At 60.7% G+C, this 19,374-nt stretch carries 17 protein-coding genes; 9 read left to right on the forward strand and 8 right to left on the reverse strand.

All coding sequences use genetic code 11. The features are described 5' to 3' along the window. Positions 1-241 precede the first annotated feature (241 nt). Positions 242-658 (forward strand): hypothetical protein, encoded by a 417-nt coding sequence (locus NH396_RS03075; RefSeq protein WP_152965372.1) that lies wholly within the window; start codon positions 242-244, stop codon positions 656-658. A gap of 6 nt (positions 659-664) precedes the next feature. On the opposite strand, the gene NH396_RS03080 is transcribed toward NH396_RS03075, so the two are convergent. The 4 genes from NH396_RS03080 to NH396_RS03095 all read right to left on the reverse strand — a co-directional run bounded on the left by NH396_RS03080 (position 665) and on the right by NH396_RS03095 (position 5,448). Then, the gene (locus NH396_RS03080) at positions 665-1,753 is read right to left on the reverse strand and encodes an NAD-dependent epimerase/dehydratase family protein (protein ID WP_253061564.1); all 1,089 of its coding nucleotides are present in this window, start codon (positions 1,751-1,753) and stop codon (positions 665-667) included. A 60-nt stretch (positions 1,754-1,813) separates the two neighbouring features. Then, positions 1,814-2,197: a hypothetical protein gene (locus tag NH396_RS03085; protein WP_176676965.1), complete on the reverse strand. Its 384-nt coding sequence runs from the start codon at positions 2,195-2,197 to the stop codon at positions 1,814-1,816. An 83-nt stretch (positions 2,198-2,280) separates the two neighbouring features. After that, a complete protein-coding gene (locus NH396_RS03090; RefSeq protein WP_290441688.1) occupies positions 2,281-3,912 on the reverse strand; it encodes a BCCT family transporter in 1,632 nt (543 codons plus the stop codon). A gap of 279 nt (positions 3,913-4,191) precedes the next feature. After that, positions 4,192-5,448, reverse strand: coding sequence for a Xaa-Pro peptidase family protein (locus tag NH396_RS03095; protein ID WP_253061568.1), 1,257 nt, complete (start codon positions 5,446-5,448; stop codon positions 4,192-4,194). Positions 5,449-5,649: 201 nt separating this feature from the next. Here NH396_RS03095 and NH396_RS03100 point away from each other — a divergent pair, with 201 nt between their 5' ends. The 6 genes from NH396_RS03100 to NH396_RS03125 all read left to right on the forward strand — a co-directional run bounded on the left by NH396_RS03100 (position 5,650) and on the right by NH396_RS03125 (position 10,622). Beyond that, a complete protein-coding gene (locus tag NH396_RS03100) occupies positions 5,650-6,564 on the forward strand; it encodes a LysR substrate-binding domain-containing protein (protein ID WP_253061570.1) in 915 nt (304 codons plus the stop codon). A 173-nt stretch (positions 6,565-6,737) separates the two neighbouring features. Continuing rightward, positions 6,738-7,142 carry a helix-turn-helix transcriptional regulator gene (locus NH396_RS03105; protein ID WP_225347997.1) on the forward strand — a complete coding sequence of 135 codons (405 nt, stop codon included), beginning with the start codon at positions 6,738-6,740 and terminating at the stop codon, positions 7,140-7,142. Next, a complete protein-coding gene (arsC, locus tag NH396_RS03110) occupies positions 7,135-7,566 on the forward strand; it encodes an arsenate reductase (glutaredoxin) (protein WP_253061572.1) in 432 nt (143 codons plus the stop codon). Before NH396_RS03105 ends, arsC begins: the two co-directional genes overlap by 8 nt. Positions 7,567-7,632: 66 nt before the next feature. Further along, entirely contained in the window at positions 7,633-8,367 is a 735-nt protein-coding gene (gene arsH / locus NH396_RS03115) for an arsenical resistance protein ArsH (protein WP_253062178.1), read from the forward strand. A 61-nt stretch (positions 8,368-8,428) separates the two neighbouring features. After that, positions 8,429-9,742 carry an arsenic transporter gene (locus NH396_RS03120; protein WP_253061574.1) on the forward strand — a complete coding sequence of 438 codons (1,314 nt, stop codon included), beginning with the start codon at positions 8,429-8,431 and terminating at the stop codon, positions 9,740-9,742. 160 nt (positions 9,743-9,902) lie between these two features. Then, positions 9,903-10,622 (forward strand): SDR family oxidoreductase, encoded by a 720-nt coding sequence (locus NH396_RS03125; RefSeq protein ID WP_253061576.1) that lies wholly within the window; start codon positions 9,903-9,905, stop codon positions 10,620-10,622. Positions 10,623-10,768: 146 nt separating this feature from the next. On the opposite strand, the gene NH396_RS03130 is transcribed toward NH396_RS03125, so the two are convergent. Next, a complete protein-coding gene (locus NH396_RS03130) occupies positions 10,769-11,692 on the reverse strand; it encodes a LysR substrate-binding domain-containing protein (protein WP_253061578.1) in 924 nt (307 codons plus the stop codon). 311 nt (positions 11,693-12,003) lie between these two features. Between NH396_RS03130 and putP the strand changes: the two genes are divergently transcribed. Together putP and NH396_RS03140 are read left to right on the forward strand one after the other, a co-directional pair. Next, entirely contained in the window at positions 12,004-13,488 is a 1,485-nt protein-coding gene (putP, locus tag NH396_RS03135; protein ID WP_253061580.1) for a sodium/proline symporter PutP, read from the forward strand. Positions 13,489-13,650: 162 nt separating this feature from the next. Then, entirely contained in the window at positions 13,651-14,520 is an 870-nt protein-coding gene (locus NH396_RS03140) for a DUF1989 domain-containing protein (RefSeq protein ID WP_176676955.1), read from the forward strand. A 121-nt stretch (positions 14,521-14,641) separates the two neighbouring features. Here NH396_RS03140 and NH396_RS03145 read toward each other — a convergent pair whose 3' ends face one another. The 3 genes from NH396_RS03145 to NH396_RS03155 form a co-directional block, all read right to left on the reverse strand. Continuing rightward, entirely contained in the window at positions 14,642-15,343 is a 702-nt protein-coding gene (locus tag NH396_RS03145; protein WP_253061582.1) for an HD domain-containing phosphohydrolase, read from the reverse strand. A gap of 351 nt (positions 15,344-15,694) precedes the next feature. Further along, entirely contained in the window at positions 15,695-16,588 is an 894-nt protein-coding gene (locus NH396_RS03150; RefSeq protein ID WP_253061584.1) for a LysR family transcriptional regulator, read from the reverse strand. 496 nt (positions 16,589-17,084) lie between these two features. After that, positions 17,085-19,235 carry a TonB-dependent siderophore receptor gene (locus NH396_RS03155; RefSeq protein WP_253061586.1) on the reverse strand — a complete coding sequence of 717 codons (2,151 nt, stop codon included), beginning with the start codon at positions 19,233-19,235 and terminating at the stop codon, positions 17,085-17,087. Positions 19,236-19,374: the final 139 nt, after the last annotated feature.

Genomic DNA, 19,374 nt, shown 5'->3' on the forward strand with positions numbered 1-19,374 from the left:
CTGGGTCAGCTGTCGGTATTCCATACTCTGCTTCACTTTGGTCGGTGAGCCGAGAAGGGTACCGGCGCTGGCCCTCCTGCCTCTACCGTGCGGTCCAAAGTGCTGCGGTTATTCTATGAATCCAGGAGCCAAAGAGAATTATGCTGTCGATTAAGTTGATTTAAATATACCTGCGAGCAACCAAAATATATGATGGTCTTTGCATGCTCCTAACTTCATGCCCACCATTTCTGAGGCAATCATGACACGCACACTAATAACAACTGTACTCATGCTTACCATTACAGGTTGCTCTACTACGCCAATTTCATCATTAGATGCCGACCCCGTCCCTCCTGAACGAATCTATGCACACAATCAACCTTTACAGGAGGAGCATGGGACATTGACTCTGACCCGTGATAGTGGGCTGTTAGGCAGCGCTTGCGGGATCATTGTAAAAATCAATGGAGTTCTAACCGCCAAGCTTGACCCTGCAGAAACTGTCTCGCTGGATCTTACTCCGGGTACATATATCGTCAGCGCTTCAGCGGATCAAGGGCTTTGTGAGACTGGAGTAAAAGAAGTGAAAGACACCATTACTCCCAATACAACAATACGCTATAGAATGGGGTATGACCCAAGCGGAACACTGGGGCTTTTCCCGACAATGTATTGACCAAAATCACGACAGGCGGCCGCTGGCCTCCAGTTGATCGAACATGTCGTGCAGCGTCGCCTCGAGGGGCCGGTAGATCAGACCCAGCTGCTCGCGGCTGCGGGTATTGTCGAAGACGAAGGGGTGGCCCACGTTGCGCGCGACGACCTTGCGGGTCACGGCCTTGTTGGCCAGCGGACCCGCCAGCCACACCAGCCATTTGGGTAGCTGGCGAGTGGGAATTGCGTAGTGCGGGCCGGCGTGTTGACTCAACAGGCGCCCCAGCGCGATGAAGCTTGAGGGATGCCCGGCGACCAGGTGACGCCCATTGGCCGTGGGCAGAAATCCCGCCGCCAGATGCGCCTCGGCCACATCCCGCACATCCACCACGCCCATGCCGTAATCCGGCGCGCCTATCCTGAGCGTGCCATCACATAGCTGTGTCATCAGGCTGAAGGATTCACCGCGCGTGTCATCGCTGATCGCGGGGCCAAGTACCAGAGAGGGATTGATCACCACCAGCCGCCAGCGTGACTGCCGCTCGGCGACCTGCCACGCGGCCTGTTCCGCCAGTGTCTTGGAATGGGAATAGGCCTGATGCTCAAGCGATGCCGTGGTGTTCCAGACGCTTTCGTCGAAACATCCGCGTGGGGTATCCAGCGCATCGGCATTGTCGCTGTAGATGGCGGCACAGCTGCTGGTCAGCACCACCCGTTCGACACTGGTCTGACGATTGGCTTCTTCCAGAACATTGCGCGTGCCGTACACCGCCGGACGCACCAGATCGCGTTCGGGGTCCAGGACGCTAACCACGAAGGGTGAGGCGGTGTGAAAGACCACCCCACAGCCTGCCATCGCCTGTGCGTAGGAGCCCTGTGTGAGCAGATCACTGGCAAAGACGCGTAGCTTGCCCGGCAAGCGCTCGGCCAGCGTCTTGAGCGCCGCCAGACGTTCGCTATTGCCGGGATCGCGCACGGCGGCATGCACCGTCAGGCCCTCTTGCAGCAAGCGACGAATCAGCTGCCCCGCCACATAGCCGGTCGCGCCGGTCACCAGTACCGGGCGCGATCGCTCCAGCCCTGCCAATGAAGCTTGCGTAGACGCATTGAGCGGCATGTAAGACTCCCAGAATGCAGTCATTGGCGATCTGACGGCACAATGTACGCGGCAATGGCGTCAGGCAGACAGTCTGACGAACCAGGTCCACAGACCGCCCAGAATCAGCGACTCGGCGGCGAAGCGGAACAGATGGCGCATCTCGATGCCATCCAGCATCAGTCCCATCAGACGGGCCGTCATGATGCCGGCGATACCGGCCACCGCGAGCGTCACCAGCACCGGCAACAGACCCAGGCCGATCGGCGGATACATCAGCAGGTACCCCACCGCGATGACCCAGCCCCAACGAATGCGCCGCGAGATCGCCGCGCCGGTTTCCTTCGGAACAGTCAGCGGGGTGTCGTTCGGCCCCTTGAAGCGGTTGACCAGCTCCGGCACTGCCGCCAGCAGCACCCCTGCTGTCAGCACGAAGCCGCCCAGAATCTGCAATACCATCATCATCTCGCCATCTTCCCTTATCCGGTAATCAATGGCGCACATGCTACCAATACTGTCGGGCAAATGCCTGACTTAAGCCGCCGGCATCAGGTTGGCTCAGCCTCGTTCACGGCTGGCAGGTCGCTGGGCTCACGCCACAACGACATGAATGTAGCAACGCACATCAGGATCATCAGCAACGAAAACGGCAGAGAAGCGATGAGCATTGCCTTCTGAATCGCCGCCAGGCCACCCGCCAGAAGCAATGAGCCCACCACCAGTGTCAGCAACACACCCCAGATGATGCGGTGACGGCGCTCGTTGGTTTCCTCTCCCCCGGCCATGATGGCGTTGAGCACCAGCACGCCCGAGTCCGCACTGGTCACCAGATACGTGATGATCAGGATCAAGGTGCCGCCGACAATGACATGGATCAAGGCGCCGGTATCCAGGTAATCCAGCGTCACGAACAACACGGTGGCGATATGATCGCGCACGGTTGCCAGAATCGTGCCTTGCGCCAATCCGCTGGTTTCCATGTGCAGACTGCTGCCACCCATGTAACAGATCCATACGAAGCACATGAGACTGGGAGCCACGACCGCCCCCAACACGAATTCACGAATCGTGCGACCACGTGAAATACGCGCAAGGAAGAGCCCGACAAATGGCGCAAAGGCAATGAACCAGGCACGCTGCAGAATGGTCCAGTCGACCTGCCACTGGCCTAACGCACTCGTCACCGGCCAGGTTTGGAAGCTGCGTTCCGGCAGGGTTCTCAAATAATCCCAGGTCGCGGAAACCAGCAGTTCACTGGCAAACAGACGACTGCCGAACCAAATAAAGACGGCCAGCAGGGCAAAGGACAGCAGCATGTTGAACTGGCTGAGCCAGTTGACACCGCGCTTCACTCCGGTCACGGCGGACAGTGTCGATAGCCCCATTATCACGACGAGTGTCAGGATCAACGGCCAGGGGCGTGGAATACCGGCGGAGTCCAGCAGCTCGGTACCCGGCATCACGAAATCCAGCCCTGCCACCAGCTGACTGACACCGGCGCCCATGGTGGTGGCCACGCCCAGAGTGGTCGCGACCACGGCGATGATATCCACGGCGTGACCCAGGGGGCCATCCAGCAACCGCTTGCCGAAGATGGGCATCAAGGTACTGCGAATGGTCAACGGCAAGCCACGACGATAGGCGAAATACCCCAGCGCCAGCGCCACAGAGGCATAGATTGCCCAGGCATGCAGCCCCCAGTGCAGGAAGGTATAGCTGACGGCACTTTCAATGGCCTGTTCGGACCCCGCCTGCACCTGGCCTGCCGCGATATCCGGATTGAAATTGAAGTGCGAGACAGGTTCCCCGATGGAGTAGAACAGCAGCCCGATGCCCATCCCGGCGCCGAACATCATCGAAAACCAGGCAAAACGCGAAAATTCAGGCACTTCATCATCACGTCCCAGTCGCTTGCGCCCCAACGGCGACACACACAGCACCGTGCAGAACACCAGATAGAAGGCGACGGCATAGACGTAATAGAGATTGAAGTGCTCAAGCATGGTCTGATTGATCGTGGTCAACAGCGCTACGGCCCGATCAGGGAGGGCCACGGCAAATACCACGAGAAGAGTGATGATCAGTTTGCTGATCAGCGTCACTGGAATGTTGAGTCCTCGGTACAACCCCGTTTTCTGGCAAGTGATAGTGATGCTGCTGTCATTCACATCGGACGACATGTCTTTACCTCACATCAGTAGGCGCGCAGCCAGCCGTCCCTCACGCGCCATAGACACTGGTACATGAAGGAAGCAGACAATGGCGGCACGATCATTTATTGGAATTATGGTGATCTGTGTCTCTACATCTGTGTCACTACGAAACGCGTCAGGAGATTGCGATCAGGCAGCTGCCCGACCGAACGCCCCGGAGTATGAAAACAACGTCATTGCGGACGGCAGACTGCGGGCCAACGAGTGTCATGGCGCTGCTTGATCAGCAGCGCCATCCTGAAATCATCAGTTCAACAAGGCTTCCTCGAACGGGAACTTGCTCAGGATCTCGAGGCCGTCTTTGCGCATCACGCACTGCTCCTCGAGCTTGACGCCTTCCCCGGCTTCGGGGTCGCCGATATAGCTCTCGACGCAGAGCACCATGCCCGGCTCGATCACGCCGTCGTAGCCTGAGACGGCAAAGTCGGCATGGTGATACAGGTAGGGATATTCGCCGGTCATGCCACAGCCATGGGCAGAGAGGTAATAGCGATTGGCATGGAAACGCTCGGGGATGTTCCAGGCCTTCTCGGAATATTCACGGAAGCTCATGCCGGGACGCAGGATGTCGAGATTGTGCTGTACCTGCTCATGGGCGGTGCGATACAGCAGCTTCTGGGTCTCGGTCGGCTTGTCAGGGCCGACGTGGAAGGTGCGCGAAAAGTCGGAGTAATAGCCGTGGCAGCCGACGACGTCCGTATCCAGTGCCACCAGCTCGTTGGCGGCCAGTCGCTTGGTCGCGGTTTCCTGGAACCAGGGATAGGTGCGCGGGCCTGAGTTGAGCAGGCGAGTCTCACAGTAGTCGCCATTGTCAGCGATGATGGACTGATGCAGCACCGACCACAGCTCGTTCTCGGTGATGCCGGGGCGAATCGCTTCACGCAGACGTCCTACGCCGCGCTCGGTAGCACGCAGCGAGGCTACGACACACTTGAGCTCTTCGTCAGACTTGATGGCACGTGCACGTTCAAGCGGTGCCTGGGCATCGACGACGCGCGCGCCCAGACGATCAAAGGCGATGGCGGTCCCGGCATTCATGCGCTCCATGCCGATCACCGCTTTCAGACCGCACAGCTCGGTAATGGTCGCCAGCATCTCGCGCGCCCATTGCTGTTCACGCTCAGCGATATCGTGACCTGCCGCAACGAAACTGGCAGTCATGGCCGGGCGCACTTCGTCGATGGTTTCCAGGCCATCGGCGAGATGCTCACAGCCCGTGAATTCGAACAGCACACTGCGATGCTGGGTCAGCAGCAGGTAACGCGCCGGAGTATTGCGAGCGCTGAAGACCTGCATGTTGCGTGCGCCGCTGGCGTAGCGGATGTTGACCGGGTCCGAAATGATCAAGGCATCAACGCCCTGGGTGCTCATCTCTTCGCGCAGGCGATTCTGTCGATAACGACGCACGGCCACCAGGTCGATGCCTTCACTTTCAGGGGCATTGTCCTGAAGCTCCAGCGGGTGAAGGTCACTACGGTCGGCATGCCAATCAAGTTCATTCATGTTTGCTACCCAGTCAGGTCACGGAGTGTCATGCTGATAGTCCGTGGTCATCTACGGAATACCCTATGCATCACGATGACATCAGTGTGAACCTGATGATTCCAGCTGTGTATAGCCTCAATCCTGATCAACCTTGATAACCTGAAATCATCAAGCATTGACCTATCAGCCAACGTTCCCCTCCTCGTCTCGGAGCCCTGCATGAAGAGCTTTCGTCATCGCCTTCCGCCTCTCAACAGCCTGCTGACCTTCGAGGCAGCCGCGCGTCACGCCAACTTCACGCGTGCCGCCAGCGAATTGCATATCACCCAGGCTGCCGTCAGCCGTCAGATCGCCATCCTTGAGCATCACATCGATACCAAGCTGTTTCATCGCCATGGCAGACGCGTCTCTCTGACCGCAGCAGGACAGCAGTTGAGCCAGCGCCTGGCGACCAGTTTCGACTTCATGATCGACGCACTGGAGAGCGTCAGCCGCCCTTCTCCCAATGCCCGCCTGACACTGGCCGCCAACAGCGCCATCTCACATCTATGGCTGGGGCCGATGTTGAATCGACTTCGCGCCACCCAGCCGACGCTTGCCAGTGGCCTGCGCCTGATCACTGCAGATCATCATCGCGACATCCTCACCGAGGATGTGGATCTCGCCATCTGCTATGACATGGCGCCGCATCCGGACTGGCAATTGACCCCTCTGTTCACCGAGACGCTCTATCCGGTGGCGTCACCCGACTTCCTCGCCGAGCAGCCACAAGGTGCCCGCGACTGTCGGGAGCTACCTCTGCTGGCGGCTCTGCCACTGCTCGACTACGAGCGCCTCGAACCCAACTGGATCAACTGGCCACGCTGGTTCAGCGGCATGGGCAAGCCGGGGCTGGCACTCAATGTGCAACGTCAATTCACCAGCTACCACCTGGTGCTGGATGCCGCATTGGCCGGGCAAGGCGTCGCGCTGGGCAGTCATCAGCAAGTCAGTGCATTGGTAGCACGAGGGCAGCTGGTGCGGCTGGGGACGCTGGAGTATTCCTCCGGCTGTGATTACTGGCTCGCAGCGCGTCTCGAGAGCCAGAACCCTCGTCAGGCAGCATTGGCCAGCTGGCTGCATGAGCAGGTCTGAGTTGGCCAGCACGAATACTGATGGCTGTCAGCCCAAGACAGGGGGATGAAGATCGAGCGCTGAAGATCGAGCGCTGATGACCGAGAGCAGAGAGCACACTTCCCATCTGCGGCACGCTGATCTATCATCGCACCATCGTCATTTCGACAAGTCTCGACATATGGACAGATCAAATGAATGACTCCGACAGCCTGCCCGACCCGCAGGCCACGCTGGACACCTTCGCGGCGCTGTCCCAGGCCACGCGTCTGGACACGTTTCGCCTGCTGGTCCGCCATGAGCCACAAGGCCTGCCCGCCGGCGAGATCGCACGCCGTCTCGAGGTGCCGCACAACACGCTCTCGACCCATCTGGGCGTATTGAGCCGCGCGGGGCTGATCCACTCCCAGCGCGAAGGCCGTTCGCTGATCTACCGCGCCAACCTCGAGCATATGCTCGCCACCGTGCAGTTTCTGGTACGTGACTGCTGCGCGGGCTCCTCGGTGGTCTGCGACCCACTGCTGGCCTCGCTCACCGTGCCCGACTGCAGCGCCTCTGCCACCCCCTGTGCTTCTCAGGAGCCTCGCAACGATGACTGATTCCGCCCGTACTTCCGGCAAGATCATGATGTATCACAACCCGGCCTGCGGCACGTCACGCAATGTGCTGGCCATGCTCAAGGCCTCCGGCGAGACACCGGAGGTGATCGAGTATCTGGTCACGCCGCCGACGCGCGAGACGCTGGAATCCCTGATTGCCGCCATGGGAGGTGGCCCGCGCCCGCTGCTGCGCCGCAAGGGCACGCCCTATGACGAGCTCAATCTGGATGACCCGTCCATGAGCGATGCCGAGCTGATCGACGCCATGATGGCCCACCCGATCCTGATCAACCGCCCCATCGTCGTGACGCCCACGGCCACGCGTCTGTGCCGCCCATCGGAGACGGTACTGGAGCTTCTGGACAATCCGGTCGCGCAATACACCAAGGAAGACGGCGACGTCGTCCACGCCCCCAAGGACTGAATCATGAACGCACACACTCCCGACACGTCTCACCTGCCGACAGGTGACACCATGACCAATGAACTCATGACCGATGAGATGAAAGCGGCACTGGCCGACCTGCCCAATATCGATGCCGAACACTGGCGACCGCTGGAGATCGATCGCCTGGTCGGGCCGGATGCCCCGCGTCACGCGCCGCGCATTCTGGTGCTGTACGGCTCCCTGCGTAAGCGTTCCTTCTCGCGCTTCGCCGCCGAGGAAGCGGCGCGCCTGCTGCGCGCCTTCGGTGCCGAGGTGCGCCTTTACTCGCCTGCCGGCCTGCCATTGCCGGATGATTGCGAGGCCGATCACCCCAAGGTGCAGGAGCTGCGCGAGCTGGCCCAGTGGTCCGAGGGCATGCTGTGGGCGAGCCCGGAGCGTCACGGCGCGATGACCTCGATCATGAAGGCACAGATCGACTGGATTCCCCTGTCACTGGGCGGCGTGCGCCCCACCCAGGGCAAGACGCTGGCCATCCTGCAGGTCAGTGGCGGTAGCCAGAGCTTCAACAGTGTGAACCAGATGCGCATTCTGGGTCGCTGGATGCGCATGCTGACCATCCCCAACCAGTCATCCGTGCCCAAGGCCTTCAATGAATTCGACGAGCATGGCCGCATGCGACTGTCGCCGCTGTATCTGCGCATCGTCGATGTCTGTGAAGAGCTGATGAAGTTCACCTGGCTGAACCGCGACCGCAGCGCCTATCTGACCGAGCGCTACTCGGAGCGTGTCGAGAGCGCCGAAGAGGTCTCCCGTCGCGTCAATCAGAGCACGATCTGACGCCATCCGTGGCCGCACACGCGGCTTCTCACTGACTCTTCACCCTCGACAAGGAGACGTCATGCTTGCCTTGGCAATCTTCGCCATCACGCTGGCACTGGTGATCTGGCAGCCACGTGGGCTGGGCATCGGCACCAGCGCCCTCGGCGGCGCCGTGGTCGCGCTAGCCTGCGGCGTGGTCAATCTGCCGGATGTGCTGGTGGTCTGGGATATCGTCTGGGACGCCACCTTCACCTTCGTGGCGCTGATCATCATCTCGCTGATCCTCGATGAGGCGGGCTTCTTCAGCTGGGCCGCACTGCATGTCGCACGCTGGGGCGGCGGCAATGGACGCAAGCTGTTCCCGCTCATCGTGCTGCTGGGCGCGGTGATCGCGGCCTTCTTCGCCAATGATGGTGCCGCCCTGCTGCTGACGCCGATCGTGATCGCGATCCTGGTGCGCCTGGAATTCTCGGCGGCGGCCTCGCTGGCCTTCATCATCGCCACCGGCTTCGTGGCCGACTCCACCAGCCTGCCGCTGGTGATCTCCAATCTGGTCAACATCGTCAGCGCCAACTACTTCGACATCTCCTTCACGCATTACGCCGCCGTGATGGTGCCGGTGGATCTGATCGCGCTGGCCGCCACGCTGATCGTGCTATGGCTGATGTTCCGCAAGGAGCTGCCCTCGCACTACGCACTGGAGAAGCTCGAGGCACCGTCGAGCGCCATCAAGGACCCGCAGGTATTCCGCGCCGCCTTCCCGCTGCTGGGGGTACTGCTGGTGGCCTACTTCGTGACCGCGCCGCTGGGCATCCCGCTCGCCGCCGTCACCGGCAGCGCCGCGCTGGTTCTGCTGACCATCGCCGGGCGCTGGCTGGGCAGCGGTGAGGCCGTGATCGAACTCGGCCCGGTACTGCGCGGTGCGCCGTGGCAGATCGTGCTGTTCTCGGTGGGCATGTATATGGTGGTCTACGGGCTGGGCAATGCCGGCCTGACCGATCACGCCAGCGACATCCTCGCCTGGCTTGCCAGTCAGGGCGAGCTGGTCGCCACCCTCGGCACCGGCGTGCTGGCCGCCGTCACCGCCTCGGTGATGAACAACATGCCGGCCACGCTGATCGGCGCGCTGGCCATCGACCACCTCAGTGCGCAACAGGTCAATGACGCGACGCGCGAGCTGATGGTCTATGCCAACGTGATCGGCAACGACCTGGGGCCCAAGTTCACCCCGATCGGCAGTCTCGCCACACTGCTGTGGCTGCACGTGCTCGATCAGAAGGGCCATCACATCAGCTGGGGGCAATACATGAAGGTCGGCTTGATCCTGACCCCGCCGGTACTGATCGCCACCCTGCTGGGGCTGTGGGCCTGGTTGGGTGTGCTCAACGGCTGATCGCGACCCGCCGGGGTCATCGACGATGATGGCAATGAGCGCCAAGGGAGGATTAGTAATCCACAGGCAACAATAACGTGAATTGCACCGCGATTATCTCTTCTGCGGTGCATGCCATACTGCATGCCGTTGTCTGATTAGTCCTTTCCTGGAGTCACTCATGAAGAAATTGATCGTCATCACCGGTGCCAGCGCCGGCATCGGTACTGCCATTGCTCAGACACTCAGTGCTGCCGGGCATCCGCTACTGTTGCTGGCACGCCGCGTGGACGCACTCGAGGCACTGGCGCTCCCGAACACGCTGTGCGCCAGCGTGGATGTCTGCGACAAGGCCGCCATCGAATCGGCCATCGCCGAAGCTGAGGCCCACTACGGTGAAGTAGATTGTCTGGTCAACAATGCCGGCACCATGCTGCTGGGCCAGATTGCCGACCAGGACCCCGGCGAGTTCCAGCGCATGCTGGATGTCAATGTGATGGGCGTCCTCAATGGCATGCAGGCCGTCCTTGGCAAGATGCAGGCACGCAAGGGTGGCACCATCATCAACATCAGCTCGGTGGCAGGACGCAAGACCTTCCCGGGACACGCGGCTTACTGTGGCACCAAGTTCGCGGTACACGCCATGAGCGAGAACGTGCGCGAGGAAGTCGCCGCCGACAACGTCCGCGTGATCACCATCGCGCCCGGTGCTGTCGAGACGGGACTGATCGATCACACCACCAGCGACGAGATCAAGGACGGCTACAAGGCGTGGAAAGAAGAGATGGGCGGCGTGCTGGCACCGGAGGATGTCGCTGCCAGCGTCCACTTTGCCTACCAGCAGCCTCAATCCGTCTGCATCCGTGAAATCGTGTTGGCACCGACAGGCCAGCAGCCCTAACGCGCATTTCCGGATCGCGCTTCACGTGTTCCCGAGATGAACCCGGGCACGCCTCAGCCCCTGCCGAGCCTCTCGGTGGGGGCTTTTTCGTGCCAGCCAGTCCATGCCAGGCAGTTCATGCAATCCACCCACTCAGGCGTCAGATATCAGGCATCAGCAATATATCCACTATCCGCCACCTCGCCCTCAGCGGCGATCTGCTCGCACATCCAGTCTCGGAACTGTTTTACGTGCGTCGCGGGCTGCGGATGATGAAACAGCCAGTAGGCACGCTGACGGTTGGCAGCCATCTCGAACAGGCATTCGAGGGTTCCGTCCCCAAGCTCATTGCGGATCAGACGTGGAGGACACAGCGCGACACCCTGCCCCGCAACCACCGCCGCACTCAGCAGGCTGAAGTCCTGATAGAGATCGCCCTTGTCGAGCTGAGGGGGATACAGGCCACAGTTGTTGAACCAGTCATGCCAAGGCTGGCGCGACTGATCATGCAGCAATTCAAGCTTGAGAAGATCCGCTGGCTGACTCGGGCGGCGGTGGTGCTCCAGATACAGGGGGCTGGCCACTGGCTGGGTGGCCCCGGAGAACAGCCGGACTCCCTGTACGGTCCTGGCGGGAAGTTCATCCTGCCAGGTGATCATCACATCGACTTCCGGCAACAGCCCTCGTGCACTGATCCCCGCATATTGCAGGCTGACCGCGATGTCGGGGCACTGCTCACGGAAACTGTTGAGTCGCGGTATCAACCAGCGCACCGCCACCGAGGGCAGGCAACTGACACGTAGCTGGCGTCGGTGCTGCCTGCCGAGTGATCCCACCTCGAACTCGGCCACTGACTGCTCGATTCGGGCAAAGCCCGCCTGCAGGCCATCCGCGAGTCGGCGTCCGGCATGGGTCAGCACGACACCGCGTCCCGCCCTTTCCAGCAGGCTCACCTCCAGAGCAGCTTCGAGTCGACGTATCTGATGGCTGACCGCCGACTGGGTGATATTCAATTCGTGGGCCGCTGCACTGAGGCTGCCCAGGCGCGACACGACTTCAAAGGCATTGAGCGATGAAAGACTGGGGCGCATCGAGTTTTCCTGTGATCAAGCCAAGCGAGCCGCCAGCGATCGACGCTCAAAGTGACGCATGACGACAGGCCATGCTCTGCAGATACGACGTCCTGTCATGACGATGGCGTCATCACATCTGACTCATGACATTCAGTCATGTATCAAACGATAAATGGTCACTTTTTTGCAACCCGGCTCATGGATAAGGTGAGGGTGTCAGTGCCGGCACACTCGCTGTCAGGCAGCCACCTGCTGCAGCACGACACCAAGCACGACACCACTGTTGAACAATAACAAGACGCCTTGGCGTCACCATGAGGTCTCCCGGGATGAACTTACCTGTCCTGCTGTCATTCGGACTCTATTTGCTGCTGATGCTGGGCATCGGCATCTACTTCTATCGCATCACCCACGATCTATCGGATTACATCCTCGGGGGACGCTGCCTGCCGCCCAGCGTCGCTGCCCTCAGTGCCGGGGCCTCTGACCTGAGCGGCTGGGCGCTGATGGGCCTGCCCGGCGCCATCTTCAGCGGTGGCCTCTCCCAGGCCTGGATCGCGGTATGGACGCTGGTCGGTGTCTACCTGAACTGGACGCTGGTCGCCGAGCGCCTGCGTGTATTCACCGAAGCCGCTGGCAATGCATTGACGGTGCCGGACTACCTGGAAGCGCGTTTCGAGGACCGCTCACGCGTGCTACGCACCCTATCATCCGTGGTCATGCTGGTGTTCTTCACCTTCTATGTCTCGGCGGGTCTGGTCGGTGGTGCCGTGCTGTTCGAAGGCCTGTTCGAGATCGATTATCGGGTTGCCCTGTGGCTGGGTGCACTGGTCATCGTCGGCTATACCTTTCTCGGCGGATTTCTCGCGGCCTCCTGGACCGACCTCGTCCAGGGCCTGATGATGGCGGCTTCCCTGTGTGCCGTGGCTGCCATGACGGCTGTGGCGCTGTTCGGCGATGGGGCAGCCGCTCCGGCAGCGGCGCAGGATGTCGCTCCCATCGGTGGCATGCTGGAAGGCGTGACCTTCCTGGGCATGCTGTCACTGGCCGGCTGGGCCATTGGCTACTGTGGCCAGCCCCACGTAGTGGTGCGCTTCATGGCCGTACGCAAGCGGGAAGATATCAAGGTCTCCCGACGTATCGCCCTGCTGTGGTCCGCCATCACGATGGCGGCGGCGGTCGCGGTGGGTGTGCTGGGGTATTACTGGTTCGGAGGTGAGCTGGGTGACGGTCTCACGGACAGCGAGCGCGTCTTCATCACCTTGAGTCAGATCATGCTCAATCCCTGGGTGGCAGGCTTCATTCTTGCGGGTGTGCTGGCCGCGATCATGAGCACCGTCGACTCCCAGCTGCTGGTGTGCTCCAGCGCCATCGCCGAAGACATCTACCGCGGCCTGATTCGTCCCAAGGCGTCACAGCAGGAGCTGGTCTGGTTGAGCCGTGCCAGCGTGATCGGCATCGCGCTGCTTGCCACCGTAATGGGCAGCGAGCGTGACAGCAGCATCCTCGGCCTGGTGTCCTACGCCTGGGGTGGATTCGGCGCCGCCTTCGGTCCCGTCATCCTGCTGTCACTGTTCTGGCGCGGCATGACCCGCAACGGCGCCATTGCCGGCTTGATGGTCGGCGCGCTCAGCGTCGCGATCTGGAAGCCGCTGAGCGGCGGGCCGCTGGGAATCTTCGACATGTTCGAGGTCGTCCCCGGCTTCCTGTTCGCCCTGATCGCCGTCGTCATCGTCAGCCGCATGAGCACAGAACCTGCCGCTAGCGTCTGCTTCGACCGTCTGATGAAGCACTGGCACCGCGAACAGGCATGATCCCGCGCGAGAGAACCAAGAATTTCTCTCTGGCCCCCACAGAAACCGCCACTGCCGGCCATCACACTTGCCGGCAGTGCTCGCAAGCCCCGGCCGGGCAGCGAATTCCAGGCAGTCCGGCCTGGTCATCAGATCCAATTTCGACTCACGAGGAGTCCTGCCATGAGTGATGTACCTGCCGCCTATCAAGCCAGCAAGGGGTCGATTCTGGACGTCGATCGCGACTTCTACGACAGCCTCACCGAAGGCAAGGCTGAGCGCACGCTGATCGCGACCCATAGCGTGCCGCTGCGTGATGGCCTGGCATGGGAAGTGCCGGCGGGCCACGTACTGCGCATCAAGATCACCGAAGGCTCACAGGTCGGCGATTTCAACATGTGGAATCTGCACAACCCGCGTGAGCGCATGTGGGCGTCTCGCACCCGCCAGCTGCAGCGCGCGCATGTCAGCACCTATGATCGCCTGTGGTCGACACTGCCCTACCTGCGCCCGATGGCGACCATCATCGATGACACCCTCGCCGACTATGGCGTCGATGCCGAAGGCGGCCGCGTGCATGACCTGCTAGGCACGCGCTGCGACCCCTACGTGAATCGCCTGTTGACCGGCGAGGACTTCGATCACCACTGTCACTCCAATCTGGTTCGCGCAGTGGCGCCCTGGGGGCTGACCGAATTCGATATCCACGATGTGCTCAATATCTTCCAGTGCACCGGTCTCAACAGTGAAGACAAGTACTTCATGAAAGCCTGCCCGGCACGCAAGGGCGATTACCTCGAGTTCTTTGCCGAGACGGACCTGCTATGCGCGATGTCCTGTTGCCCGGGCGGTGACCTGTCAGTCGACCTGTGGGGCCCTGATGCGCGTGACCCGCTCGAGACCTGCAACCCGCTGGGTGTCGAGATTTACCGACTGGAAGGCGATGTTCTCGCAGGCTGGGAGTCGCCCAAGGTCGCGGCTTACGCTGGCAACCACGGCCGCCAGCACCCCACCACCGATTGGGCCGCCATCAAGCGTGAGCGCTGCTGCTGAGGCGGCTCATGGCTCGCTGATCGCCTTTGGCGGGTACTGATGTAGCAAGGCCCCCTGCCGAGACTCTCGACAGGGGGCCTTGTGTTTGCAGGACTGCACCACGTGAGCTGACACCAGCGCCTCATCCTTGACTGGTCAAGGCAAACAGGCGGCGATGCTCGGCATGCAGTGGCCTCCACAGTGGCGCCATACGGGCAACCAGGCGCGGGTCGAACTGCTTGCCGGATTCCTCGCGAAACAGTCTGACCAACCGCACCAATGACCAGCCCGGCTTGTAGGCACGCGGCGAAGCCAACGCATCGAAGACATCCATCATCGCGACGACCTGACAATACAGCGGCAGGGATTTGCCGCCTGTTCCGGTGGGATAGCCCGTGCCATTCCAGGCTTCGTGATGGGTGATCGCCACCTGGCAGGCAAGCGCTCGCAGAGGGCCACGCAATGAAAGCAGCAGGCGCCCGCCATGACTGGCATGGCCGCGCATGGTGATACGCTCTTCTTGACTGAGCGCACGCGGTGCCGTCAGGAGCTCGTTCGAGATGTCGATCTTGCCGATATCGTGCAGCAGAGCGGCACTGTGCAGGTCGGACAATGGCACATTGCGCTTTGCAGCCGGCAGCAATTTCGAATAGAGAAAGACCGCAAGTCCCGCCACTCGCCAGGAATGTGCCAAGGTATCGCTGTCATGCTGGTACAACACGCGAAGCAGGCAGATGACTGCCGGCTCGAGGGGCTTTTCCCCGGGGGGCGGCAAGGCGAGATAGCCCGGCAAGGGGTCATCACCGTCAAGCACGACCCGTGTCGCGAACAGGATATCTTCCATGGGGGCTCCTTGTGCAATCTGCCTGTCAAGGGGCGTGAGTCATCAGGGGGCTCATGATCGATGCGCCACCGGGGTCGCATCAGCCCGGAATGACGAAAGACTATTTCTTGTTCGTTTTTTTAGATTTGTGTTTCACATTCATCTGGCAAGCTCAAGCCTTCACATCCATTTTGAAGACCAGCTCTTCCAAGCCCCTGCATTTGCTAAAAAGGATCTGATAGACAGCACGTGATAAAAAAGTACCTAGTGAATATTAGGCGATATCAATGACGTATCTCAATGTTTCCTTCATCAAGTCTTTACCTTATTCGTATTGAAGCATGACGCATACCGCGCTCAGAGACGCGCATATCATCTCGCGAACCATTCCAGCAGATGCTCGATCAAGCGCACCGTGCGCAGCGGGCGATGGCGCTCACGATGATAGATCAATGATAACGGCACATCCGCCGGCTGCCAGTCGCTCAGCAACTCCTGCAGCTCCCCTCGCGCGAGGGCTGATTCACAGTAGAGCCTGGGCACGCGAATGATGCCGTTGCCGGCGATGGCACCACTGACCAGCACATGCCCGTTGCGGCATTCAAGCTGGCCACCGACGTCTACCTGCAATTCGCGAGACTCTGCCCCACGCGCGGTGAAGGACCAGCGCGAGACCGAGCCGACCAGGCAGCGGTGATCCACCAGCTCGCCGGGCGTGTCTGGCGCGCCATGGCGAGCGAGATAGTCGGGGCTCGCCACTACCACGTAGGGCAGTGTCATCAGCGGACGCGCAATGAAATCGGCATCCTCGAGGGCACCCATGCGCAGCGCGATATCGAAGTCATCACGAATCAGATCCACGCGATGGCTGCTGAAATCCAGCTCCACCTGCACGCCCGGCCACGCCTGCATGAAGGCGTGCACGGCGGGTGCCAGCAATTGCTCGCCCACCGGTCCACCGACGCTGTTGATGCGCAGCCTCCCGCGCATGGCGTTGCGCTCCTCGCGTACCAGCGTGACGATCTGGGTGATGTCGCCCAACGCACTGCGACACTGGGCATGCAGCAGATGACCGCTTTCAGTGAGACGCAGCGAGCGTGTCGAGCGCTGCATCAGCGACACGCCCAGTGCCTGTTCAAGCGCAGTGACCTGTTTGGAGACCTGCGACCGCGAGACACCCAACTGCTCGGCGGCGCGGGTGAAGCTGCCATGATCCGCCGTCATGACGAAGGCACGAATATCGGCCAGAGGAAGCGATTCGAGCATGGGGCTCTCCAGGCAGGTTGGATGTCGAGAGGGAACACAGAGGCAGCACGCCAAGATACTCAATCGAAGATACTCGACCGCAGACATGCGATCGAAGACAGTCAGTGACAGAGCATCATGTCAGCAGTCTACCAGCCGCATCGACGTCTTCAGCGGCAGCGCAGGCTTTCATCACGAAGTTTCCCCGACGACGAGTGGCTCGTGGGATCTTGAGCGGTAAACAACACATGCAAAAAGGGGCGCTGATGAGCGCCCCTTTTTATTTCTAGATCACCAGTCTATTTCTAGATCATCAGTCTATTACCAGATCACCAATCTATGACCAGGTCACCAGATCACCCGACTCCCGAAACTGACTTATATCGTCTGTCTTGGCTGTCTGGATGTCTTGCCTGCCTGAATGTCTTGCCTACCTGGATGTCGTGACTGTCTATATGCCGTGACTATCCTGGCATCTAGCCACCCCTGGCGAGTCAGCCTGCCAGAGGCGGCCGCATTACCAGCCGACGCTGGCAGACAGGGTGATTTCCATCGGGTCACCCACCAGCACACGGGTATCGCCACCACTGCCGTAGTAGTAGCCGGTATCGAACAGGTTCTTGGCATTCAGCTTGAATTCGGTGTCCGGGCCGAAGAAGTCATGACGCCATCCGACGAAGGCATCTGCCACGGTGTAGGCATCCATCGAGAAGCTGTTGTCGTCATCGCCTTCACGCTCGCCGACATAACGTACGCCACCCCCGACACGCCACTCCCCATAGGACGGATCGATCGCCAGGTCATGTGCCAGATAGAGGCTGGCCGCGTTGAGCGCCGCATTCGGCAGACGATTGCCCTCGGTGCCTTCGGTATCCTCCAACACTTCGGTATCGGTATAGGCATAGCTGAACAGCAGGGACGTGCGATCCGTCAGGGCCCCTTCGAGGCTGAATTCCAGGCCCTGCGAGCCGGCTTCCCCGATGGTGCGTGTCACACCGTTGTCAGTGACTGCGACGTTTTCCTTGCGGATCTGGTAGAGCGCCACGGAGGTCGCCAGACGCGGATTCCACTGACGCTTGTAGCCGATCTCGTAGCCCTTGCCGAGCTCGGGGTCGAGGCTCTCGCCGCTGTCACTGTCGCTGCCGTTCGGCACGAAAGATTCGCTATAGCTGATATAGGCGGAGCTGGCATCGTCAATGCGATACAGCAGATTCGCGGAGGGCAGGAACAGGTCGTCGCTGTAATCGGGGTCAGACACGAAGTCTTCGCCCTGCCCGCTCTGCTGATCGAACCAGGTGTAGCGCCCGCCAAGGCCCAGAATCCACTTGTCGGTCAGATACCAGCGGTCGCTGACATAGACCCCGATGGCCTGGGTCTCGTCGAGACGATTGCTGCGCGAGGTATTGATGTCGTCGGGGGTCACCTGGGCCAGCTGGCCGTGGTTCACGTCAGTGACGGTGGAAACCGTGACCGAATCGCCGAAATAGCGCTCATCCAGATAGTCGCGAGTGGTCTCGTAGTCCGCCCCGATGACCAGCTGGTGACGCTGCCCCGCGATCTCGACATCGCCCATTGCATCCAGCGCCGTGTAATGCTCGCTGCGATCATAGCCCTGGTTCTCTTCCGCTCGCACGGTCACATCACCGCTGTCACTGACATTCGTGACGTTGGCGCGTGCATCACTGTACTGGCGCCGCGTCCAGCCGTAGGTCAGTTTCATGTCCCAGTTGTCGGTGACTTCCTGCTTCCACCAGGCATTGACGGACTCGTCATGGCCATAGACACGGTTCCAGGACTCATCGAAGCGCGTGCCCCGTGTGACGTCGGCGGCACTGCCATTGTAGAAGACGGTGCCACGGTCGATATCCAGCTCGTAGTCCTGGTAGACATAGCTGATCTGGGCACTGCTGTGCTCGCCTTCCCAACGCAGTGACGGAGCGATGGTGGTACGACGGTCATTGCCGTACTCGCGCCAGGAGTCTTCATCCTCATGCGAGAGGATGAAGCGATAGGCCAGACCGGTGTCCTCGATGGGGCCGGTGGTGTCCAGGGTGGTATTGCCACCGCCGAAGGAGCTGACTTCGCCACTGATCTCGGTGTGCGTCTCGTACTGCGGACTTTTCGTGACCATGTTGATCACGCCGCCGGGATTCTGCTGGCCCTGGAAGAGCGATGACGGCCCCTTGAGCACCTCGACGCGGTCCACGGTCGCCGTGGTGTAGGTACGCCGCGGCTGACGAATGCCATCGATCAGCATCGAGCCATCACTGTTGCTGCCGAAGCCACGCTTGACGAAGCCGTCTTCGGTGCCCCCCAGGGTGTTGCCCAGCTGGATACCCGCGACCGGCTGCAGTGACTCTTCCAGATCATCCAGATTGAAATCCTGCATGACCTGCTGGGTCACGACATTGATGGTGCGCGCCTGCTCGAGGAAGTCCACCGACTGCTTGTTGGCCAGGCTCGAGGCCTCGGCGCGGTAGCTGCCCGGCGCCACTTCGCCTTCACGCTCTCCGGTCACCACGATCACCGAATTCGCGACTGGCGACTCGCCTGAGATGGTGTCTTCTGCCGCCAACGAAGTGCCCGGCAATGTCATCAGACTGAAGATCAGGCAGGAGAAATGCCCCTTGTTCGTGCTTGAAGCGCTATCCCGAGAATGATTTGGCACCTGAAAACCCTTTGTACGCGATGCGACAGCGTCCTGCTGAACCACACCTTTCATCTGCCCAGTGAGCAGAAAGTGGCCATGACTGACGCCCCCCGCGCCAGCAAATGAGTCGCGAATGCTAATCTTTATCAAATGCTAT

Source organism: Cobetia sp. Dlab-2-AX (assembly GCF_024124625.1).
Lineage (GTDB): Bacteria > Pseudomonadota > Gammaproteobacteria > Pseudomonadales > Halomonadaceae > Cobetia.